Genomic DNA, 21,328 nt, shown 5'->3' with positions numbered 1-21,328 from the left:
TTCACTTCTTGCGCTTTACTTGGATGATGTACGGTTGCCACACCATCATCAGTTTTTTGATCAACAATGGCTTCTGGGTTATAGATAACAATCGTTTCATTCCCATAAGCATCTTCTCCGACAATATATTTAAATCCTTTACGATTCATCTTATTACACATACGTTGATACCACCCTTTGAAGCCTTGTTTTTCTTCACTTGGGTTGTAATAAAATGCATTCATTACCGCAGGTAAGCCTAGCCCACAGACAATTCCAGATAGTAATACACTAATAAATGTATAACCAATCAAAATACTGCTGTATTGGCTCAGCTCAGGCACGTTAGCCACAGCAAGAATCAGTGCAAGTGAAATCCCTCCACGAACCCCGCCCCAAGATAAAATAGCTAAACTACCATTATAACTTTTCATACGGAAGGATGGGAAAAATGCAAATGCCAAAAAGTTTGCAGCAAAACGTGAAAGGTGTAGAGCAAAGAAAGCAACAATACCGCCTAAAATTAAGCTTGTACTCAAATCTAAAATAAAGATTTCTAGCCCAATAAGGGTAAAGAGAAATGAATTGATAATGCCTTCAACGGTATGCCAAAAATGGTTTACTTCTCGAATTTCACGATCTTGTAAAATCTCTTTCCATTTATTCCCAACAATTAAACCACCAATCACGCAGGCAATAGGTGCAGAGGCGTGAGCAAATAAAGCCACCAAATATGAGCCACATGCCAATAATGCAGTCGTTAATATCAGCGATTCCATTTCATGCTTACCACGGAGTAAACGTAAAATCCCAAGACCAAATGCCCAACCAATAATGACCGCAACGACAATTTCATACAGCAATGTTTGTAAGGTCGCAATCAAACTAAAATGCTCACCTTCCAACACATTCAATAACGTCATAAATACTGCAATACACATGGCATCGTTAAACAAAGATTCGCCTTCAAGCTTTACAATTAAATGGTGTGGCGCACGAACCGAGCTTAGTACACCTTTAATTCCAATTGGATCCGTTGCACCTAAGGCAGAACCTAGTAATAGCAATACCAAAATAGGTACAGGATTACCTGTTAAATACTGAAAGCCAAACACTAAACCTGCAAAAAATAAGGCACAAAGTACTAATGCAATGGTGGCAAGAATACTAATTGGCTTCCAATAACTACGTAAATCTGAGACTTTAAATTTCAGTGCGGATGATGTCAGAATGAAACAAATCACGCCATTAACTAAAAAATCATAAAAGTCGATATGACGTACAGCTTCCTCAATATTATGAATATTAATTGAGACAAACTGATTTCCATTCAGCAGACTTGCTCCCCATTGCAATAGAAAGACAAAAATAGCCGAAACAAGTGGTACACCAATTGCCTGAGGAAATCCTAAAATACGTTTATTAAATATTGTTGTCGCAATGGATAATGCAAAAACGACTGTAAAAACTTGAAGAAAGAAATAATTACCCATGCGCGCCCTAATCTTTAATTGTGATTGATAATGAATGCCACAACATTTCCTAAATGAATAGAAAAATACCTACCATTCAACAAAAATATAATTTTACAAAAAATAGTAAACCACGTCGCATTTCCCGTTTATTTTTTAACATAAAAACTACTTTTTTCTCATACTCCCTGATGAAAAAATGCAATTCGATTATTTTTTACATAAAATTATTTTCAGCTTACAAATCGAGTTAAACTACCTGCATTACGATTTTTTGATCGTACTTCTGTTTCTGTGATATTCAATATGACTTTTAAAATGTTGTTCCGTTGTTTTTACGCTTTTGTTCTCATTTTAATTACAACCATGCTCATTTGGACTTGTGTTGTTAAAACACTTAAACTCACTCACTCAAGTAATACTCCTGATCATGTCTCAACATTCAGTTCAAATACTCAAACAGAATATCGTTTGCTCAGTAACAATCAAAAGCCCGATAAAAAGTTATGGATTGTGATTAAAAATCAAGGATATATCGCTGAGTTAAATTGTGAACATTACCTAAAAACCTTATGCACCGATCAAGACAATCAACATCCATTCCGAAGAATTGATCATGTAACAGTTCAACGCTTTAATGACAAATATTATATTCAAGAGATGAGCTATACCAACACCCAAAATATGCAGCAAAATACTGTAAAATTTTCAGCTCAAGATATTCAATCTTTTCACCAAGCTGATCTCATTACTTTACGTAATCAGATCATTACTTTAAGTTTATTTGCTTTATTTGCACTATATGTTTGTTATCGAATTTTGCGAGACTTCCGAAAATTTTTAAATAAGTAATTTTATTTTCCTCATAAAAAAAGAGAGTACAAATACTCTCTTTTTATTCAAATATTTAAATCTTAAGATTTAAATGTGTCACACGCATTCACATCGCCACTTTTTAAACCAGTTTGAAACCATTGCATACGCTGTGCACTTGTACCATGCGTGAAACTATCTGGTACAGCTATACCCCGTGCTTTTTTCTGCAAATAATCATCGCCGATTTTATGTGCAGCATCCATCGCTTCCTCCACATCACCCTGATCTAAGAATTGCGTTTTTTGCTGTGTTTTATTCGCCCAAATACCCGCAAAACAATCGGCTTGCAACTCTAAACGCACAGACAATTGATTGCCTTGTGCTTGACTCGCTTGTTGACGTGCTTTTTGTACTTGCGATGAAATGCCTAATAAGTTTTGTACATGATGTCCAACCTCATGTGCAATCACATAAGCCTGTGCAAAATCACCAGCCTCATCACGTGTTGAAAGCTCAGTCTGATTTTGCTCACCCGAAATATCCATTTGCTGACGCATTTCACGAAAAAAAGTGGTATCCAAATAAACCGTTTGATCGGCAGGACAATAAAATGGTCCCATTGCGGATTCAGCCGAACCACATGCAGAACGATCCCGACCACTAAACATCACCAATTTCGGTGGACTATATTGTGCACCTTGTTGTTGAAAAATTTGTGTCCATGCATCTTCCGTATCTGCTAAAACTGTACCAACAAATGCTAAAGATTCTTTCTGCTCAGCTGTCATATTTTCAGGTGATGCACCTTGTGTTTGCTGACTTGAAGTCACTTGTTTAGTCGCTTGATAGGCCATTTGAGGATCAACCCCAAAAAACTTCCAGGCTACAAAGGCAACAATTAAACCTAAAATACTAATGCCACCAGCCTTTGCACCACCGCCACCTCGACGATCTTCAACATTTTCGCTAACACGTCGCCCTTTCCAACGCATAATTTTTATCCTTATTTTTAGCCGCTGCCTTGATCATAACTGATCTATTCAACTTTATACCGTTTTCGATGATGAACGAATTTTCTGAATCAAACCAATCACCAATACAACCACTAAACCAGCAATAAAACCAACCACAAAATTAATAAAAGTCGGCGTAATTGCCCCAATAATATTTCCAATCGCAGGAATCAGCTCCACATGATCTACAGCTTCTTCTGTCCAATGATGAAAGGTTGAAATCGCATGGGTAATAATACCACCACCCACAAGGAACATCGCAATCGTGCCAACAATCGTTAATGTTTTCATTAACTTTGGTGCAAATGCCAATAATCCACGCCCAATTTTTTGTTTAACACTTGATGCCTGTTCAGTTAAATACAAGCCCAAATCGTCAATCTTAACAATCATAGCAACAAAACCATAAACGCCAATTGTCATACCAATGGCAATCACTGAAAGTACGATGAGTTTCGTGCTAAACGTTGCTGCAACAACTGTTCCAAGTGAAATTACCACAATTTCAGCCGAAAGAATAAAGTCAGTACGCACAGCACCTTTAATTTTATCTTTCTCAAAGTTTACCAAATCAGTTTCTATAGTTTGAAGCTCATCTTTTGCTTCTTCTGTAGTCTTTGCTTTCTTGTGATGTAAGCTATGAAGTACTTTTTCAACACCTTCATAACATAAAAATAAACCGCCTATCATCAACAAAGGTGTAATTAACCAAGGTGCAAAAAAACTAATCGCTAATGCCAATGGCACCAAAATCAATTTATTGATAAATGAACCTTTTGCCACCGCCCAAACCACGGGTAATTCACGATCTGAACGTACACCACTGACTTGTTGAGCATTTAAGGCTAAATCATCACCCAATACACCCGCTGTTTTTTTTGCCGCCATCTTACTCATCACAGCAACGTCATCAAGGACTGCAGCAATATCATCGAGTAATATTAATAAACTACTTGCCATTTTTTTTCCTAATTTTTAGTTATGTCGCTATTTTAAATTGAAACCTGTGTTTTCTATAACTTATTTTGTACAAATATTTTAGTCAGTTGCTTCAGTTTATTTTTTCTCATGTCATTAAAACATAAGCACAATACACTTTGCCAAGTTCATTTAAATTCGTACTGACATAAAAAAAAATAATGCCGTACAATAAGCCCGAATTTAAAAACATGATGGTCGTTTTACGACGCTGGAATAAATAATGAGCACTCAAGACAATCGCCCTGTTATTTTGACAGGCGACCGCCCAACTGGACAACTTCATTTAGGTCACTTTGTTGGCTCTTTACGGTCACGTGTAGAATTACAAGATTCGCATCATCAGCACATTTTATTGGCTGATGCTCAAGCACTGACTGACAATGCTGATAATTTTGAAAAAGTACGTCGTAATATTATTGAAGTTGCGACCGATTATTTAGCTGTCGGTATTGATCCAACTAAAACGACTATTTGCGTTCAATCATGCCTGCCTGCATTAAATGAACTCACCATGTTGTATTTGAACTTTGTGACTGTTGCGCGTTTAGAACGTAATCCAACCATTAAATCTGAAATTCAGATGCGTGGTTTTGAACGAGATATTCCTGCTGGTTTCTTATGTTACCCTGTTGCCCAAGCAGCTGATATTACAGCATTTAAAGCCACTGTCGTTCCTGTAGGTGACGATCAAATTCCAATGATCGAACAAACTAACGAAATTGTGCGCCGTTTAAATCGTCAAATTGGTCATGATCTTTTACCTGAATGCAAAGTCTTGCTTTCAAATACAGGTCGTCTCCCTGGTTTTGATGGTAAAGCGAAAATGTCAAAATCGTTGGGCAATACCATTGTGCTTGATGCTTCTGACAAAGATATCAAAAAAGCAGTAAATGCAATGTATACCGATCCAAACCATTTGCGTATTGAAGATCCAGGTCAAGTTGAAGGTAATATTGTATTTGCTTATCTCGATGCATTTGATACCAACAAAGAAGAAGTTGCAGAACTGAAAGCACACTATCAACGTGGTGGTTTAGGTGATGGTACCGTGAAAAAACGTCTCGAAGGTGTGTTAAAAGAATTAATTACACCAATTCGTGAACGTCGTATGGAACTTGCTAAAGACCCAGATTACATCATGGATATCTTAAAAACAGGTACAGATAAATGTCGTGACATTACTCAACAAACCTTAGATGAGATTAAAGCAGGTTTGGGCGTATTTCATTTCTAAAGTGAATACGATGTGTATATTGATCTAGAACCTTGTCAAAGCCTTTTAAATAAAAGGCTTTTTCTTTTTGAGTATCTAACTTTTTTATGCAAATAAAACATTTTTTACGAGAATTTACACTTAATTACGTGAACACTGATGTTATTAAGCACTGTACTTTTTATACTTAATTTAAGTTCTGAATCTCCCCAGATTCATAACACTCTCCTTTACCGAAACTGAATATTCAGGTTCGTTGTTCCTACGCAGTGATTCCCCAATCATTGCGTATTTTTTTGCCAAAAACAGACAAACTTCAATAAAAATTAAATATAAAGCATTGATTTAATGAATTTATCACATGCATTTCAACTTGATCAAGTCGATTTAAAAATATACTATCAAGGTCACGCTAGATTTAATTGATCAATCAAAACCTTTTTTGAGCGTATAAAACAACGTGACTTTATTCTCTCTCAAATTATTTTTAATGTAAAAAACAAAAGAGTAATTACCCATGTGGGAACTTTTTATACATCCATCGAATCTCATTTTTAGTGTGTCTTTAAGCCTTATGGTTTTATTAGGTGTATTGGAATGTCTACTTTTGATTGTTGGCTCAAGTAGTCAAGGGTTTCTCGATCAATTTGTTCCTGATCAATTGATCGAAGCCCCACATTCTGAATTCGATGTCCACGTTGATCATGATGCTTTTGTTCAACTTCTTGATTGGTTGTATTTAGGTCGTATCCCCATGTTGGTGTGGCTCATTATTTTTTTAACCATTTACGCTTTAATAGGTTTTATCTTACAAAGCATTTTTTACAGTTTCAGCACACATTATTTTCCACTTTGGATTGCTGCTCCTGCTTGTTTAATTTTATGTATGCCTCTTGTTCGTATCTCTTCAGCTAGCATGGCTAAGATTTTACCTAAAGATGAAACTACAGCCATTCATAGTGATGAATTAATTGGTCGTACTGCCATTATTATCTTAGGTGAAGCACGATTAAATTACCCAGCTCAAGCACGAGTTAGAGATCAATTCGGTCAATCACATTACATTTTGGTTGAACCCGAAACCGATATTATTTTTGCTCAAGGTCAAGAAGTTTTACTCAGTGAACGAACAAGCATGGGTTTTCGTGCACAAGCAATCACTTAAAGCTCTATTTATATTTAAAAAATTTAATGACAACTTTAATTTATATTTTCAACCATAATCACAAGAGAACAACATATGCAAAGCTCTAATCTTTATTCCATTTTGGTTCTTGCTGGCATTATTTTAGCCGCATTGATTATTATTGGAATTATTATTGCCCGTCTTTATAAACGCTCAAGTAAAGAAGTTTCTTTTGTCCGTACAGGATTTGGCGGTGAAAAAGTGATTTTAGGTGGAGGTGCAATTGTTCTACCTGTTTTACACGAAGTCATTCCTGTCAATATGAATACCCTGCGTTTAGAAGTTAAACGTGCGGCAGATCAAGCTTTAATTACCAAAGATCGTATGCGTGTTGATGTTGCTGCTGAGTTTTACGTTCGTGTTAAACCTACTGCTGAATCAATTGCGACTGCTGCTCAAACACTCGGGCAGAAAACCATGCAACCGAATGAATTAAAGTCATTGGTTGAAGGTAAATTTGTCGATTCATTACGCTCTGTTGCTGCTGAAATGGCGATGGAAGAATTACATGAAAAGCGTGTCGATTTTGTACAAAAAGTTCAGCAAGCAGTATCAGAAGAATTATTTAAAAATGGTCTTGAACTTGAAACCGTATCATTAACTGGTCTAGATCAAACCGATTTTAAATTTTTCAATCCACAAAATATTTTCGATGCTGAAGGTCTAACGAAACTGACTGAAACCATTGAAGATCGCCGTAAAAAACGTAATGGTCTAGAACAAGATGCAGACCTTGCTATTAAAACTAAAAATCTTGAAACCGAGCAAGCACGTCTTAAAATTACTCGTGAAGAAGAATATTCGAAGATGGAACAAATCCGAGAACTCTCTATTCGCCGTGCGGAGCAACAAGCTGAAATTGCAACTCAAGAATCTGAAAAGCAACGTGAAGCAGGCGAAGCAAAAATTGCCTCTGATCGTCAAGTCCAATTAAAACAAATTGCTGCCGATCGTGATATTGAAAATGAAAATATTTTAAAAGCACAAGCCATTCAAAAAGCACAAGTTGAACAAAAGAAAACCATTGAACTTGCTGAACAAGACCGTGCAATTGCGATTGCTGAAAAATCTCGTGCAGAATCTGAAGCGAAAGCACTTGCGGATCAAGCCCGTGCACAAGCAGTCAAAGCCGAAGAGGAAGTCACCACTGTACGTGAAACTCAACGTGCTGAACGCTTAAAGGCTGTTGAACTTGTTGCAGCCAAACAAGTCGCTGAAACTGATGCAATTGCTATTACTGTGGCAGCAGAAGCATCAAAACAAGCTGCTGTGGATGATGCCGAAGCAGTGCGTACTGTTGCCGAAGCCGATGCAGAAAAAATTCGTTTAAAAGCAAAAGGTGAAGCCGATGCAAAAATTTTGCTCGCTCAAGCACAAGAAAAACAATATCAAGTTGATGCAGCAGGTACACGTGCAGTCAATGAAGCCAATAATATTTTGTCTTCTGAGCAAGTAGAAATGCAAATCCGCCTAGCATTATTAAAATATCTTCCTGAAATTATTCGTGAAAGTGTTAAACCAATTGAAAATATTGACGATATTAAAATTCTTCAGGTCAATGGTTTAGGAAATATTGGCTCTGCAACAGTGAATGGTGAAGCGAATGATCAAGGTCAGGTTGCCTTATCAGATCAAGTTGTAAATAGTGCCCTACGCTACCGTAGCCAAGCACCGCTCATTGATAGCTTAATGAGTGAATTGGGTATTCAAGGTGGTGATATCAATGGAATGACGCAAAGCCTTAAACCTAAAGTTGAATAAGTTTCGCTGACTTTATTTCAGCAAATTTCTTTGAGTCAAGTCCTACCTTTTGCTTGAATTTTCTCATACGAATAAGTACTGAATATACAAAGTATTCAGTACTTTTTAATACCGTAAAATCATCATTTATTTAGGTCATAATATTTTATTTTGGCTTCATTTTATCTGTAGCGCACCGTGACAGGCTTTATCGTAGATTCAAAAATTGATAAATTTTACTTTTACCTTATTTGTGATGTCTTTTTGAGTTTATATTTTACCACCACAGGTTACAGTACCTTTCATCATCCTGAGTGCTTAACAAAGCTATAGGATGCCATGCAAAAAGAGCCCGCCCCCCCTACCTTTTAATTTGCTTACGCCCTGTTAAGATTATTTTTCAAACAGTTGAATTTATTTTTAAAAGATTTAGAGTAATACATACTTTTTAAATTTTACGATTAAGCATAGAATCTCGCCCATCCATTTTTATAAAAATATGTGTGATGAAATTCTCATTTTTAATCATATGCTCAGCCATTTTAGCTGGGTGTACACTCGGCACACCTCGTGAACTCAAAAAAGCCGAAGTTATACTTAATCAATTTGAATGTAAAAATATTGAAACAGGGCAACTAAACCACAGTGCAATTACGAGCTATCATGAACGCACTCTATCGGTCAGTAAAGAAAAAGCATCGTCTTATGTTGAAAGTTATAAGGAAGGCGAGGAAATTTTTCGTATTCCCCTCGATCAAGTGGTTCAACAACAATATGATATTTATAAATCTGCTTGCGAATCTTTAGGCGGTGTATCAAAAATCAACTAAAAAGCATTTAAGATTTTAATTTTCAAAAATAAAAGACAGGTCTATCCTGTCTTTTATCATTTTAAATCGTCTTTAATACTTATTCTTGAGATGAATGATAGCGGATATCAACACTGAATAATTCAGGAAATTTAGGATTGATCTGTGCATAAAAAGCCATAATTTCAGCCATGTCTTTTTCATAGTCGCCTGTTGGATAAATAATCTTCCCAACACCTGTAGTTTTTTTATCATAATCCATATATGCAAGAGCAATAGGTACACCTGCATTGATGGCAACATGATAAAAGCCTGTTTTCCATTTTTCTTGTTTAGCACGTGTTCCTTCTGGTGTCACCAACATCACTAATTTTTCATGTGTTTTAAATAAGTCTGACATCAATTCAACCATACTTGAGCGTGCTTCACCCTCTTTTTTAGGCCGACGATTAATACCTATGCCACCCATTGCACGGACAAAAGGACCCAATGGCAATTTCATATAACTGTCTTTAATTGTGATGCGAACATTCACACCTAAAGCTTTAAGTGCAAGACGCGCATACAAAGCATCCCAGTTACTAGTATGTGGTGCAGCAATCATGACACATTGATCAATATTTAAATCCCAATGATTATCAATTTTCCATCCTATCAATCCAAGGCTTTGTTCTGCCAATTTTTCAAACACGTTATATACTCAATAAAATAATGCGTGGATTGTAGCAACCAGATCAAAATATGAAAGCTCAATTTGACAGAAAATTTATCAATTAATATATATGTGTATAATTTTTTAAGCATTCATAAATACTTAAAATTACTTATTTTTTTATTTTATTTTCATATAATGATTTTAATGTAAAAAATAAATAAGTTCGCCAAAAGAAAGATCACAATTATTCTCAATTTTATATATCAATACGTTCTTTATTGAATATTTTACAACCATAGAAGCAGAGTTTTGCCTATAAAATTTTTTATGTATTATGGCGAGATCCAACTCATAAAAATATATAACTCAACACAATCCTTTCGTATTTATGTTTATTTTTACATTACATACATATTCCTTTGAAAACATGAATTGTATTCTTATTCTGAAACTCTACTCATTCTACTTATTTTTTATAATATTAAATTGGATCATATGATGAAAAAAACACTCCTAATGATTTCTATACTAGGACTTACACTTAGTGCATGTTCTAAACCAACACATGAAGCAACTGATGACATCCAAAGTACGCCTCAAACACAAGCTGCAACGACACATGAAGCCGCAGTTCCAACTATTGACAGCGAACATAATGCACAAAACAGTCTAGATTGGGAAGGACTCTATACAGGTCTATTTCCATGTGCTGACTGTAGTGGTATCGAAACTCAATTGGAATTAAAACCCAATCATCAATACCAACTTACAGAAGTTTATCAAGGTAAGGGAGATGGTAAAGAGTTTAAATCTGAAGGAACATTTAGTTTTGACCCTTCAGGAACAATCATTACACTTGATCAAAATGCAGAAAAACGTAAATTTTTTGTCGGTGAAAATCAATTAGAAGCGCGTGATATTGAAACGGGTGAAAAAATTGAAAGTACACTTGCTGAACATTATGTTTTAACGAAAAAAACCGATTAACCTATGATCCAATTGAGTCTTAAAATGCTCAATTTTATTTATTTTAATGCATAAAAAAAACCCTGCTTGGCAGGGTTTTTTTTGAATCAATTTCGAGGATTAACCACCGAATTGGTTCATTGTGTTTTTAGCATCATCATGCGCTTTAAGTGCGTTGTCGCCAGAGAAGATTTCTTTGTGATCATCACCGATATCAGAACCAGCCATTGCTTGGTGCTTAACAGCAGAGATACCACCACGGATTTCTTTACGTTGTACGCCAGCTACATAAGCCAACATACCTTCAGAACCGAAGTAACCTTGTGCAAGCTCATGAGTAGAAAGCGCTGCAGTGTGGTAAGTCGGAAGTGTGATCAAGTGATGGAACACACCTGCTTCACGAGAAGCATCTGCTTGGAAAGTACGGATTTTAGCATCAGCATCAGCAGCTAATTCAGTAGCATCGTACTCAGCACTCATTAATTTAGCGCGGTCGTAAGCAGAAACGTCTTTACCTTCAGCAACCCAACGGTCATAAGACTGTTGACGGAAGTTTAAAGTCCAGTTGAAAGATGGAGAGTTGTTATAAACAAGCTTCGCATTTGGAACTGATTCTTTAACACGGTTAACCATGTGAGCGATTTCTTCAACGTTTGGCGTTGCAGTTTCGATCCAAAGAAGGTCAGCACCGTTTTGAAGGCTAGATACGCAGTCAAGTACAACACGATCAATTTGAGTGTCAGCACGGAACTGATACAAACCAGAAGCTAAACGCTTAGGACGGTGTAATTTACCGTTACGTTTGATTAAGATTTCGTCTTCTTGAGCATCAGCGATGTCAATTTCAACTGTGTCTAAGTAGCTAATGTACTGAGAAGCGATGTCACCTGGCTCTTTAACCACTGGGATTTTTTGAGTTAAGTCAGCGCCTTCAGAGTCAGTACGTGCAACAATGATACCGTCATCAAGACCCATTTCTAAGAATGCATAACGTAATGCATGGATTTTAGCGATGAAGTCTTCATGTGGAACTGTTACTTTACCAGCTTGGTGACCACATTGTTTAGCATCAGATACTTGGTTTTCGATTTGTAGTGCACATGCACCCGCTTCAATCATTTTACGAGCAAGTAAGTAAGTCGCTTCTTCGTTACCGAAACCAGCATCGATATCCGCAATAATTGGAACGATGTGAGTTTGGAAACCGTCAATTTGAGCAGTAATTTCTTTCGCTTTAGCTGCATCGCCTGCTTCGTTTGCTTTTTTAAGCGCACGGAACAAATCGTTTAATTCTTTCGCATCAGCTTGACGAAGGAAAGTATAGATTTCTTCAATTAACGCAGGTACTGAAGTTTTTTCGTGCATAGATTGGTCAGGAAGTGGACCAAATTCTGAACGAAGAGCAGCAACCATCCAACCAGAAAGGTAGATATAACGACGTTCAGTTGTACCGAAGTATTTTTTGTTCGCAATAATTTTTTGTTGTGCGATGAAACCGTGCCAGCAACCCAAAGACTGAGTGTATTTGCTAGAATCAGCATCATAAGCAGCCATATCTTGACGCATAATCGCAGCGGTATATTTTGCAATGTCTAAACCAGTTTTGAATTGGTTTTGCATTTGCATACGTGCAGCATCTTCTGGGCTAATATCGCGCCAAGTGCTTCCGAATTTTGCTTTTAATTCGCGGATTGCATCTACTGCTGTTTGATATTGAGTCATGATATTTCCTGTATATAATTTTAGGATTTCATCAATTGAAGGGCTAAATCGAAATTTTAAAAACTGTTCAGATTTAGTACACCTCGTTGCTATGGACTTAGCTTAGTTTGAGTCAAATAATTTATCCAATATCTTGCTGTAATTTTCAGTATTTATTTAAAAAATATATAGATCAAAGTCGTATTATAATTAGAGTTGCATTTAATAAATATATGTTTTTATTTATTTTATTTTTTCAATATTTTTTATTTCTTGTTTAAATTAAAGACAAAAACTCAAAAGTCACATTATTAGACCTAAGTCTTAGCTGTTTCAAAATAATTCGAAAATAGGTCAATTCAGCCAATTTTTTAAAAAATCTACAATTTTAAACGCGCAAATATTAAACAACTACACGAGCAAATCATACGCAATAATATAACATAGTGTTATCATTCAACAACACTTCTTCAATATAACCTTTACCCCAAAGTATCTATTGATCACCAATCAAAATAAAAGCTCCCACAGATAGAGTGCAAATAAAATTAAAATCACCTAAATGAATGTTGAGAATCAGATGCAAATTTCGTCAGCTTTTAACACAAAAGACTTTGCTTATGGCATAATCCATCGTGATTTCTAAATTTTATTTTCGGTATTTATTTTATGAATCTTGAGCGGGTCGACCTCAACTTACTGATTTACCTTGATGTACTGTTACGTGAAAAAAATGTAACTCGTGCTGCAGAACAACTTGGTGTAACTCAGCCAGCTATGAGTAATATTTTACGTCGTTTACGTAATTTATTTAATGATCCTTTATTGATTCGCTCATCTGAAGGCATGACACCAACAGAACGTGCATTGGAATTACAACCACGTATTCGTGATGCGCTATCTGATTTGTCGATGATTTTGGAACCACGTACAGAGTTTCGTCCTTATACGTCTAATCGTGTTTTTCGAATTATGACCTCTGATTATGCAGAAGCGACTTTAGTTCCTCGATTAGTCAAAGCCTTACGTTCAGAAGCCCCCAATGTCGTACTGGACTTTTTAACACCAAGTGATGTGTCATATCGTGACATGGAGCAAGGTAAAGTCGATCTTGCCATTAACCGCTTCAATGAAATTCCACAAAGTTTTCACCAAGTTTTAGTATGGCGTGACAGTTTTTCATGCTTACTCAACGGCAAACACCCTGCCGCCAATAACTTGAACTTAAAAAGTTACCTCGATGCACAGCATATTTGGGTTTCAAAAACAGGTATGGGCGTAGGCTTTGGAGTAAATCCTGAAAAACAAGCTGGACTTGGATGGATTGATCAGGCTTTAGAACGAATTGGTCAAAAACGTAAAATTTCTGTTTTTACTCGGCATTATCAAATGCCTGCACTTTTGGCATCCAATGTTGATTTGGTCGCAACGCTGCCAACACGTATTGCACAGTTACAAGCCAACAGCCAAAATTTGCTCATCAAAGACCCTCCTTTTTATATTCCTGAATTTGAATTGAAAATGGCTTGGTGTCCTTTATTGCATCATCATCCTGCACATCGTTGGTTACGTCAGCTAATTTTGTATGTGGCTCGTCAGATGGTTGAAGAAGAAAATCGTGAATTTTTAACAAATAATTCTCATTTCTCTCAATATTAAGCTGATTTTAATAAAAAAACTAAATTGTTATTTTTTTGCTTTATACTCGTCCAAACAATGAAACAATTCATTGTTTGGATATTTATGTGTTAAAAATATTCATAATAATGAAAATACACAGGTGGATGCGTGAGCCTTTTCCAAAACATCGTTATTATCGCCATACTTATTGCCGGGGCGGGTTTTTTATCTCTGACAGAAATTGCACTTGCTGGTGCAAGAAAAGTTAAATTAAAAATCCTCGCGGAATCAGGTGATATTCGTGCGCAAAAAGTATTAGATTTACAAGAAAATTCAGCAAATTTCTTTGCAGCCTCGCAAATTGGTTTAAATGCCATTGCCATCTTGGGTGGTATATTGGGTGAAGGTGCATTCCGACCTTATTTTCTCAATTTTGTGATGCAGTTTTATCAAGGTACTTGGGCTGAATCCATTAGTTTTGCATTGTCCTTCACTTTAGTAACTTCATTATTTATTTTATTTGCAGATCTAATGCCAAAACGTATGGCAATGATTGCACCTGAAAAAATTGCTGTTTCCGTTATTAATCCGATTCAAGTTTTTATTACCGTTTGTAAACCTTTGGCATGGATCATCAATGCTATTGCCAATGTGTTATTTCGATTGTTTAAAGTCAATACCATTCGTGACGACAACATTACTTTTGATGATATCTCTGCCGTTATGGATGCAGGTGCACAAGCTGGAGTTTTACAAAAACAAGAGCATCATTTTATTGAAAATGTATTTGAACTCGAAGAACGTAATGTTCCATCGAGTATGACTACCCGTGAAAATGTCATTTATTTTACATTGAATGAATCTGAAGAAAGTATTCGCCAGAAATTAGCACAATATCCATATTCAAAATTTTTGGTTTGTAGCGAAAATATTGATGATGTTATTGGCTATGTCGATGCCAAAGATATTTTGGTTCGTATTCTTAAAAACCAGTCATTATTACAACTTAACGAAAGTACCATCCGTAATGTTTTAACTATTCCAGACACACTGACCTTATCGGAACTACTTGACCGATTTCGTTCAACCAAAGAAAAATTTGCGGTTGTAATCAATGAATATGCACTGGTCGTAGGTGTCATTACCCTCTCTGATATTATGATTACTGTGATGGGTGATTGGGTTACCCCTGTTGAAGCTGACATACAAATTATTAAACGGGACAATAATTCATGGCTCATTGAAGGCAGTACGCCTATTGAAGACCTGAAACATGCACTTGAAATTGATGAAATGCCCGATGAAGAAAATTACGAAACTCTTGCTGGTTTTATGATGTATCGCCTACGTAAAATTCCTCGCCCTGCTGATGCAGTGATATTTGGCAATTATAAGTTTGAAGTGGTTGATGTTGATCATTTTAAAATTGACCAATTACTTGTCACCCGTTTATTAGATCACTCAGACGCACCTGTTGCTGATGAATAATATCTGTTCATTCCAATTGGCTGAAGCCGAATCTTCGGCTTTTTAATGCCTCCTGTTTTTATATAATTTTTTAGACGCAGACATTACCTGTGTAATTGCTGTTAATTTTGGCTAGATTACTCAGACTAAATATTAAGATTACCTCGACTCGCAAGTAGTTGATAACGGACAACCAAACCTCAGTTAAAGCATTGAAATAATTCATCCGAGTTTCGATCAATAGATTTTGTGAATTAATCACTTCAAGCAATTGTCCAGCACCTGCTTGATAACGCCCTTGGGAAACAATTTACACATCTTCCGCATTATCATCGAGTTTCTACAACGCTGTTATATTTTCATAAATCGCTTGTATAGTACATAAGCACACATGCAAGTAGTAACCCAATTTCGTATATATAATTAAAGCAACCCGCAACAGCCATATAGAAAATATCAGGAGGGATGATAAACATCACAATAAAAAAACTCACAACAACAGCATAAGCTTGCTTGTTTTCTAAAATATCTAAAGCAATGCCTAGAAATAAGATTTCAGTAAAACCCACTTCAAACATAACAATTGAACTCTATTTAGGATCGTTCAATGTCGTGTCATCTTTTACCGCTTGCTTAAAATCCTTTACGGCCCCACCGATATCCTTACCAAAATTTTTAAATTTTGTAGTTCCCAAAATAACCAATACAATGATTACAAACAAAATGATATGACCAATCGATAAATCCATCATTTAGAAGTATCCTTTATTTAAATTTTCTTAAAGTTTAGGTGTTATTTTTTATTTTCACATCCATATTGTTAAATTATGCTTAACCAAATCTTAAAGATTTTCTAATTATATGATTTGCTCAAATGAACATTTGTATTTGTAATAAGTGCCATTTTTTACTGATACACTTTAATAAAATACAATATTATTTTTTTATTTAAAATTACAAAAATCAAAGTAAGTTAAAAATAAATATAAAACAATTATTTATTTTTAACTTTAAAATCATCTAGTCAATAATTAAACAATCAATCAAAGACAATTATTTCGCTGAATGATCATTTGATAAATCATATTTATTTTGAATTATTTAGGTTAGTTTAAAAAACCATTAAACTTCGGATGAAATTATCCCAACAACAAGATCATTCAAAATCAAAGGATTGAACTATGCTAACCGTCCTCGGTCTTAGCATGATTATGTGCTTTATGTACTTAATCATGTCTAGGCGCCTTACACCCCTTGTTGCCCTCACATTGATTCCTGTTATTTTTGCACTTATTGCTTATGGGCTCGGTTTCTTTGTTGACAGCTTAAGTCATATCCAAATTCATGAACTTGGCGAAATGATGCTCGAAGGTGTAAAGAAGCTTGCCCCGACAGGTATTATGCTTTTATTCGCTATTCTTTATTTTGCCATCATGATTGACACTGGATTATTCGATCCTTCTGTTCGCTTCATTTTACGGCTTGTTAAAGGTGATCCGCTTAAAGTTATTCTTGGCACTATTACCCTGACTATTATTGTCTCTCTTGATGGTGATGGCTCAACCACCTATATGATCTGTGTGGCTGCAATGCTTCCACTTTATAAACGTCTAGGCATGAGCCCACTGATCATGGCATGTCTAATGATGCTTGCAAGCGGCATTATGAACTTAACCCCTTGGGGTGGTCCAACTGCTCGTGCTGCTAGTGCATTACATGTCGATCCAAGTGATGTTTTTGTTCCAATGATCTTACCAATGCTCTGTGCGATTGCATGGCTATATTTCCTTGGCTTTATGTACGGACGTATGGAACGTAAGCGCTTAGGTATTATTGATCTTGATGTGAGTCATGGTGATAGCATTCAAATCTCAACTAACCCTGAAGCCAATCGTGCACACTTAAGATGGTTTAATGCTTTATTGACTATTGTATTGATGGTCTGTCTTGTCAAAAGCGTCTTACCACTTTCAATTCTCTTTATGATTGCATTGAGTATCGCACTTGTTGTGAACTACAAAGATATTGATATGCAAAGAAGTTTGGTTGCTCACCATGCAGGAAGTGCGCTCAATGTAGTGGGTATTATTTTTGCAGCCGGAATTTTCACTGGCATTTTAACCGGCACGGGCATGGTCGATGCTATGTCTAAGGAATTAGTTGCGATCATTCCTGAAAGTATGGGACCTTTTCTCGCACCAATTACAGCAATTGTCAGTATGCCGTTAACCTTCTTTATGTCGAATGATGCATTCTATTATGGTGTTCTACCTGTTCTATCGGAAGCAGCAGCACACTATGGCATTACCCCTGTAGAAATGGCACGCGCATCTATTGTGGGTCAACCTGTACATTTACTCTCACCATTAGTGCCATCAACCTATTTACTCTGTGGATTAGCAGGCATTGAAATGGGACAACATCAAAAATTTGCCATTAAATGGGCGATTGTAACCTGTTTAGTCATGCTCGTTACTGCGATGCTTTTTGGTATATTCCCACTGTATTCGACTTTACCTTAAAGCAAAAGACATTCGGCTGATGCTAGAATCAGCTATATCATTAATTTATACGTATGTACAAAAAAGCCAATCTATTTCAGATTGGCTTTTTTACAAAATCAAAATATTAATTTTGTACTACGCGCTGAGCAATGCATCTAGAGTCGCTTGATAGTGAATACGAATATCATCATTTAAAATATTGAACGCATTATCAAACTGAACCATTGGCCAACCTTCTTTCCAAAATGGGAAAATGTTGTGCAAATCATGTGTCACAACCGCATCTTCACGTAAAATAGCTTGTGCGACTTGTGATAATACTTGTGCTGTTTCTGCACCATCAATATCCATATAATCAATGCCCTTGGCTTTCAAAATACGGATTCGATCTTTTTTATAACGAATTTTCTTCGCTTGAGCTTCATTTAAATTCAAAGCTAAAGTCACTGCTTCAACAAACTTCTCTTCAAAGCTTTCATGCAATGCAACCAATGCCTGCTTATGAGATTCCTGACGACCCGCTTTGCCTCCTTGACGAATAATATCTTGTGCTTGGATATCAAGCTCGTCATTTTTCATGGATTGTAAAATATCCATAATTTCGATATCACTAAGTGATGCAGGCGTTTGTTTAGTCATGGGAGTCCGAAAAACAGAAAATTTAATCTACCTATTTTCGCATAATTTCACGCAGAAAGCTGAGTTAAATGAAAAGATGAAATGATCAGCAGTTTTTGGCACAATGTTTAGCATAATAATCTTATAAAGATAGATCATTTCTATGCCTTTTTCTATTTCTGCAATTCTTGCTTGCACTTGTTTCTATTCGAGCATTTATTTGATTTATTTCTATTTTACAAAAAATAATCACCCATTTTTACTTATTTTAGCGGCGGTTTTACTTATCCTTGCTGTCATGATTACACCCGCTGCTTATGAACAAAAAAGACGTAACCGTTTTAATGAAACGCTGTGGCATGACCATTGGTTTACGTATCCACTCATTACTTGGTGGCGTTTGTTCAGTTGGCCTATACGAATTTTACTTTCTAAATTTTTTGATTAAATGATTGTGTTATACCTTCTCCCTTGGGAAAAGGTATACATTGAGCAAAATCAATACTTCATGTTAAAGCACTTCAACCACAACTTTACCAATATGCTCGCCTGTATCCATACATGCATGAGCCGCTTGAATTTGATCAAATTTAAAGGTTTGATAAATCATTGGCAGACATTCACCTTTTGCCCAAAGTGGTGCAACTTGTGTTTGTAAACCTTGAGCAATTTCAGCTTTTTCGGCTGTAGTACGCGCACGCATAGTTGAGCCTGTAATAGTCAAACGTTTCATCATAATCTGACCGAGTTTCACATCTTTAGCTTTTGCACCACCTAAAAATGCAATATAAACTAAACGTCCATCATGGCGTAGCAAGTTTAAATTTTGTTCTAAATATGGCGCACCTACCATATCTAAAATGATATCGACACCGCCATTTTCAGTTTTTTCATTAATCACTTGTTCAAAATTTTGCGTCTTATAATTAATTGCATCCGTTAAATGGCTAATAGCTTCAACTTTTTCATTAGAACCAACCGTTGCAAATGATTTTAAACCCAATGATTTTGCAAGCATCAATGCCGTCGTACCAATCCCGCTTGTACCACCATGGACAAGTAGAGTTTCCCCAGTTTTGGCTTTACCCATTTGAAATACATTTGCCCAAACAGTAAAGAATGTTTCTGGAATTGCCGCCGCTTGCACAAAACTGACGCCTTGTGGAATCGTCAATGTTTGGCTTTCAGGTACAACACAATATTCTGCGTAACCACCACCATTGGTTAAACCGCAAACTTGATCACCCACTTTAAACTGCGTAACTGTATCACCAACAGCTACAATTTCCCCTGCAACTTCAAGCCCAGGAACTGGCGTTACGCCTTTTGGCATAGGATATAAACCTTGACGTTGCAAAATGTCAGGGCGATTAATTCCAAATGCATGTACTTTGACTAAAACCTCATCTGCGTTTACTTCAGGAATACTGACTGTTTCATAAGCCAATTTTTCCACACCGCCTGGTTCAGTAATAATCACCTGCTGCATACTTGTTGCGATCATTTGGTTTAACATCATTCTTCCTATTTAATTCATTACTTTTCAAATTTTATGTATTTGAACATAAAGTTGCTCAAGAATGAATAACAGTGGACTTATGTATAATTTGTTTTTATTTAGCAAATGAATAGTGATGGTCTAATGCATTATATTATCGAATATACAGAAAATAATTATAGTGACTTTGAATGGCATGATGGCTTTGCTGTGATTCGTTTTTACGCAGATTGGTGTGCACCCTGTGTACAAAATTTTCCATTTTTTGAACAAACGGCTACGTATTTTCAAAGTACACAAATCAACATTAAATTTGGGAAAGTGAATATCGACCAATCCCCCATTCTCACTTTACGCTATAACGTCTACGGACTCCCATCAACCTTAATTTTTTACCAAGGAAAAATTATTCAGCGTATTGTAGGCGTTAAAAATGTGCTAGAAATGCAAAATATTTTAAGCCGAACATTCGCTCATATTGAAGATTAAATCACTTATTTTTCCAAATGACTGGGTGCATACACAAACTGCATCAAAAATTTACGTACCAAAGGTAACATCACTAAAATCAGTGGAAATGCGAGAAGCCATGATATGCCCCATGCATGTAACCAAGTTGATAAAAACCCATCAATAAACCCTAAATTCATCCACATGTTAAAACATGAAATAGTGCCACTCATGATGGCTGATAAAATTAATGGCATTAACCAAGCCAAGTGTTTAGGGTGAAATTTTGGAAAATGATTTGACATATAAGACCTATTTTTTAATTCATTTCATCTTGATTTTGAGTTTTAACGGTTTGCTTTAAAGCTTTCATAAAGTGTGCAAACTGTGGCAAAAATTCTTTAAATAGCGGAATGTCTTTATTTTCCAATAAAGTTTCACCAAATAGTTTCAATCCCACGGTAAATGCTTTAGTTTTTTCATCATCAAGTAAGTTAGCTTTAGCCAATTTTTCCAAAATTTTAAATAAATCATCATGGTTATAGGCTTGAAACTGTAAAACCTCGCTGTAGCTTGAAGGCTGACCTTGCGCATCGGCAATGTGTTTTACAGTTACTTCATATTGATGTTGTTTCATGTT

At 36.0% G+C, this 21,328-nt stretch carries 22 protein-coding genes; 11 read left to right on the top strand and 11 right to left on the bottom strand.

Annotated elements, in window-relative coordinates; genetic code table 11:
- On the bottom strand, window positions 1-1,472 hold a 1,472-nt coding region (locus ACK2M2_RS07995), incomplete at its 3' end, for a cation:proton antiporter (protein WP_409512618.1).
- A gap of 285 nt (window positions 1,473-1,757) precedes the next feature.
- Here ACK2M2_RS07995 and ACK2M2_RS07990 point away from each other — a divergent pair.
- Entirely contained in the window at window positions 1,758-2,303 is a 546-nt protein-coding gene (locus ACK2M2_RS07990) for a hypothetical protein (RefSeq protein WP_419347306.1), read from the top strand.
- 62 nt (window positions 2,304-2,365) lie between these two features.
- Here the strand turns inward: ACK2M2_RS07990 and ACK2M2_RS07985 are convergent, their stop codons facing one another.
- Window positions 2,366-3,259, bottom strand: coding sequence for a neutral zinc metallopeptidase (locus tag ACK2M2_RS07985; protein WP_419347303.1), 894 nt, complete (start codon window positions 3,257-3,259; stop codon window positions 2,366-2,368).
- A gap of 54 nt (window positions 3,260-3,313) precedes the next feature.
- Window positions 3,314-4,240, bottom strand: coding sequence for a DUF808 domain-containing protein (locus tag ACK2M2_RS07980; RefSeq protein WP_419347300.1), 927 nt, complete (start codon window positions 4,238-4,240; stop codon window positions 3,314-3,316).
- A 241-nt stretch (window positions 4,241-4,481) separates the two neighbouring features.
- Here ACK2M2_RS07980 and trpS point away from each other — a divergent pair, with 241 nt between their 5' ends.
- From trpS to ACK2M2_RS07960, 4 genes are all read left to right on the top strand, one after another.
- Window positions 4,482-5,495, top strand: coding sequence for a tryptophan--tRNA ligase (gene trpS, locus ACK2M2_RS07975; RefSeq protein WP_409512614.1), 1,014 nt, complete (start codon window positions 4,482-4,484; stop codon window positions 5,493-5,495).
- Window positions 5,496-5,991: 496 nt separating this feature from the next.
- Window positions 5,992-6,639 (top strand): YqiJ family protein, encoded by a 648-nt coding sequence (locus tag ACK2M2_RS07970; protein ID WP_419347297.1) that lies wholly within the window; start codon window positions 5,992-5,994, stop codon window positions 6,637-6,639.
- A gap of 75 nt (window positions 6,640-6,714) precedes the next feature.
- Window positions 6,715-8,421 (top strand): flotillin domain-containing protein, encoded by a 1,707-nt coding sequence (locus ACK2M2_RS07965; protein ID WP_419347294.1) that lies wholly within the window; start codon window positions 6,715-6,717, stop codon window positions 8,419-8,421.
- A 485-nt stretch (window positions 8,422-8,906) separates the two neighbouring features.
- Window positions 8,907-9,230, top strand: coding sequence for a hypothetical protein (locus tag ACK2M2_RS07960; protein WP_409512611.1), 324 nt, complete (start codon window positions 8,907-8,909; stop codon window positions 9,228-9,230).
- A 79-nt stretch (window positions 9,231-9,309) separates the two neighbouring features.
- On the opposite strand, the gene ACK2M2_RS07955 is transcribed toward ACK2M2_RS07960, so the two are convergent.
- Window positions 9,310-9,900, bottom strand: coding sequence for a 1-acyl-sn-glycerol-3-phosphate acyltransferase (locus ACK2M2_RS07955; RefSeq protein ID WP_419347290.1), 591 nt, complete (start codon window positions 9,898-9,900; stop codon window positions 9,310-9,312).
- Window positions 9,901-10,362: 462 nt separating this feature from the next.
- Between ACK2M2_RS07955 and ACK2M2_RS07950 the strand changes: the two genes are divergently transcribed.
- Window positions 10,363-10,851 (top strand): copper resistance protein NlpE, encoded by a 489-nt coding sequence (locus ACK2M2_RS07950; RefSeq protein WP_409512609.1) that lies wholly within the window; start codon window positions 10,363-10,365, stop codon window positions 10,849-10,851.
- 99 nt (window positions 10,852-10,950) lie between these two features.
- On the opposite strand, the gene ACK2M2_RS07945 is transcribed toward ACK2M2_RS07950, so the two are convergent.
- Window positions 10,951-12,552: an isocitrate lyase gene (locus tag ACK2M2_RS07945; protein ID WP_409512608.1), complete on the bottom strand. Its 1,602-nt coding sequence runs from the start codon at window positions 12,550-12,552 to the stop codon at window positions 10,951-10,953.
- Window positions 12,553-13,200: 648 nt separating this feature from the next.
- Between ACK2M2_RS07945 and ACK2M2_RS07940 the strand changes: the two genes are divergently transcribed.
- Together ACK2M2_RS07940 and ACK2M2_RS07935 are read left to right on the top strand one after the other, a co-directional pair.
- On the top strand, window positions 13,201-14,190 hold the full coding sequence (locus ACK2M2_RS07940) for a LysR family transcriptional regulator (RefSeq protein ID WP_409512607.1): 990 nt from the start codon (window positions 13,201-13,203) through the stop codon (window positions 14,188-14,190).
- A gap of 129 nt (window positions 14,191-14,319) precedes the next feature.
- Complete coding sequence (locus tag ACK2M2_RS07935) at window positions 14,320-15,639, top strand: hemolysin family protein (protein WP_409512606.1); 1,320 nt, start codon at window positions 14,320-14,322, stop codon at window positions 15,637-15,639.
- 338 nt (window positions 15,640-15,977) lie between these two features.
- Here the strand turns inward: ACK2M2_RS07935 and ACK2M2_RS07930 are convergent, their stop codons facing one another.
- Window positions 15,978-16,196: a hypothetical protein gene (locus tag ACK2M2_RS07930; RefSeq protein ID WP_419347286.1), complete on the bottom strand. Its 219-nt coding sequence runs from the start codon at window positions 16,194-16,196 to the stop codon at window positions 15,978-15,980.
- A 12-nt stretch (window positions 16,197-16,208) separates the two neighbouring features.
- Window positions 16,209-16,370, bottom strand: a complete 162-nt coding sequence (locus tag ACK2M2_RS07925) for a twin-arginine translocase TatA/TatE family subunit (protein WP_419347283.1) — start codon at window positions 16,368-16,370, stop codon at window positions 16,209-16,211.
- Window positions 16,371-16,799: 429 nt separating this feature from the next.
- Here ACK2M2_RS07925 and ACK2M2_RS07920 point away from each other — a divergent pair, with 429 nt between their 5' ends.
- Complete coding sequence (locus ACK2M2_RS07920) at window positions 16,800-18,140, top strand: CitMHS family transporter (protein ID WP_409512604.1); 1,341 nt, start codon at window positions 16,800-16,802, stop codon at window positions 18,138-18,140.
- Window positions 18,141-18,257: 117 nt separating this feature from the next.
- On the opposite strand, the gene ACK2M2_RS07915 is transcribed toward ACK2M2_RS07920, so the two are convergent.
- Window positions 18,258-18,761: a hypothetical protein gene (locus ACK2M2_RS07915; protein ID WP_419347280.1), complete on the bottom strand. Its 504-nt coding sequence runs from the start codon at window positions 18,759-18,761 to the stop codon at window positions 18,258-18,260.
- A 142-nt stretch (window positions 18,762-18,903) separates the two neighbouring features.
- Between ACK2M2_RS07915 and ACK2M2_RS07910 the strand changes: the two genes are divergently transcribed.
- The gene (locus tag ACK2M2_RS07910; protein WP_409512602.1) at window positions 18,904-19,188 is read left to right on the top strand and encodes a hypothetical protein; all 285 of its coding nucleotides are present in this window, start codon (window positions 18,904-18,906) and stop codon (window positions 19,186-19,188) included.
- A gap of 63 nt (window positions 19,189-19,251) precedes the next feature.
- On the opposite strand, the gene ACK2M2_RS07905 is transcribed toward ACK2M2_RS07910, so the two are convergent.
- A complete protein-coding gene (locus ACK2M2_RS07905; RefSeq protein WP_409512620.1) occupies window positions 19,252-20,244 on the bottom strand; it encodes an NAD(P)H-quinone oxidoreductase in 993 nt (330 codons plus the stop codon).
- 138 nt (window positions 20,245-20,382) lie between these two features.
- Here ACK2M2_RS07905 and ACK2M2_RS07900 point away from each other — a divergent pair, with 138 nt between their 5' ends.
- Window positions 20,383-20,727: a thioredoxin family protein gene (locus tag ACK2M2_RS07900; protein WP_419347276.1), complete on the top strand. Its 345-nt coding sequence runs from the start codon at window positions 20,383-20,385 to the stop codon at window positions 20,725-20,727.
- 5 nt (window positions 20,728-20,732) lie between these two features.
- Here ACK2M2_RS07900 and ACK2M2_RS07895 read toward each other — a convergent pair whose 3' ends face one another.
- On the bottom strand, window positions 20,733-20,993 hold the full coding sequence (locus ACK2M2_RS07895; protein WP_419347273.1) for a DUF2798 domain-containing protein: 261 nt from the start codon (window positions 20,991-20,993) through the stop codon (window positions 20,733-20,735).
- A gap of 14 nt (window positions 20,994-21,007) precedes the next feature.
- Window positions 21,008-21,325, bottom strand: coding sequence for a DUF3861 domain-containing protein (locus ACK2M2_RS07890; protein ID WP_419347271.1), 318 nt, complete (start codon window positions 21,323-21,325; stop codon window positions 21,008-21,010).
- Window positions 21,326-21,328 lie beyond the last annotated feature (3 nt).

Source organism: Acinetobacter sp. TY1, from assembly GCF_048551395.1.
Classification (GTDB): Bacteria; Pseudomonadota; Gammaproteobacteria; order Pseudomonadales; family Moraxellaceae; genus Acinetobacter.
Note: the sequence above shows the minus strand (reverse complement) of the source record. Positions and strands in the feature narration are given on the sequence as shown.

What these genes read in the sequence shown, in the direction of transcription:
- ACK2M2_RS07900 (WP_419347276.1), top strand. Translation starts at nt 20,383, where the DNA reads ATGCATTATATTATCGAATATACAGAAAATAATTATAGTGACTTTGAA.
- ACK2M2_RS07945 (WP_409512608.1), bottom strand. Translation starts at nt 12,552, where the DNA reads ATGACTCAATATCAAACAGCAGTAGATGCAATCCGCGAATTAAAAGCA.
- ACK2M2_RS07905 (WP_409512620.1), bottom strand. Translation starts at nt 20,244, where the DNA reads ATGATCGCAACAAGTATGCAGCAGGTGATTATTACTGAACCAGGCGGT.
- ACK2M2_RS07960 (WP_409512611.1), top strand. Translation starts at nt 8,907, where the DNA reads ATGAAATTCTCATTTTTAATCATATGCTCAGCCATTTTAGCTGGGTGT.
- ACK2M2_RS07895 (WP_419347273.1), bottom strand. Translation starts at nt 20,993, where the DNA reads ATGTCAAATCATTTTCCAAAATTTCACCCTAAACACTTGGCTTGGTTA.
- ACK2M2_RS07910 (WP_409512602.1), top strand. Translation starts at nt 18,904, where the DNA reads ATGCCTTTTTCTATTTCTGCAATTCTTGCTTGCACTTGTTTCTATTCG.
- ACK2M2_RS07940 (WP_409512607.1), top strand. Translation starts at nt 13,201, where the DNA reads ATGAATCTTGAGCGGGTCGACCTCAACTTACTGATTTACCTTGATGTA.
- ACK2M2_RS07970 (WP_419347297.1), top strand. Translation starts at nt 5,992, where the DNA reads ATGTGGGAACTTTTTATACATCCATCGAATCTCATTTTTAGTGTGTCT.
- ACK2M2_RS07930 (WP_419347286.1), bottom strand. Translation starts at nt 16,196, where the DNA reads ATGTTTGAAGTGGGTTTTACTGAAATCTTATTTCTAGGCATTGCTTTA.
- ACK2M2_RS07985 (WP_419347303.1), bottom strand. Translation starts at nt 3,259, where the DNA reads ATGCGTTGGAAAGGGCGACGTGTTAGCGAAAATGTTGAAGATCGTCGA.
- ACK2M2_RS07925 (WP_419347283.1), bottom strand. Translation starts at nt 16,370, where the DNA reads ATGATGGATTTATCGATTGGTCATATCATTTTGTTTGTAATCATTGTA.
- trpS (WP_409512614.1), top strand. Translation starts at nt 4,482, where the DNA reads ATGAGCACTCAAGACAATCGCCCTGTTATTTTGACAGGCGACCGCCCA.
- ACK2M2_RS07965 (WP_419347294.1), top strand. Translation starts at nt 6,715, where the DNA reads ATGCAAAGCTCTAATCTTTATTCCATTTTGGTTCTTGCTGGCATTATT.
- ACK2M2_RS07990 (WP_419347306.1), top strand. Translation starts at nt 1,758, where the DNA reads ATGACTTTTAAAATGTTGTTCCGTTGTTTTTACGCTTTTGTTCTCATT.
- ACK2M2_RS07915 (WP_419347280.1), bottom strand. Translation starts at nt 18,761, where the DNA reads ATGACTAAACAAACGCCTGCATCACTTAGTGATATCGAAATTATGGAT.
- ACK2M2_RS07890 (WP_419347271.1), bottom strand. Translation starts at nt 21,325, where the DNA reads ATGAAACAACATCAATATGAAGTAACTGTAAAACACATTGCCGATGCG.
- ACK2M2_RS07950 (WP_409512609.1), top strand. Translation starts at nt 10,363, where the DNA reads ATGAAAAAAACACTCCTAATGATTTCTATACTAGGACTTACACTTAGT.
- ACK2M2_RS07920 (WP_409512604.1), top strand. Translation starts at nt 16,800, where the DNA reads ATGCTAACCGTCCTCGGTCTTAGCATGATTATGTGCTTTATGTACTTA.
- ACK2M2_RS07980 (WP_419347300.1), bottom strand. Translation starts at nt 4,240, where the DNA reads ATGGCAAGTAGTTTATTAATATTACTCGATGATATTGCTGCAGTCCTT.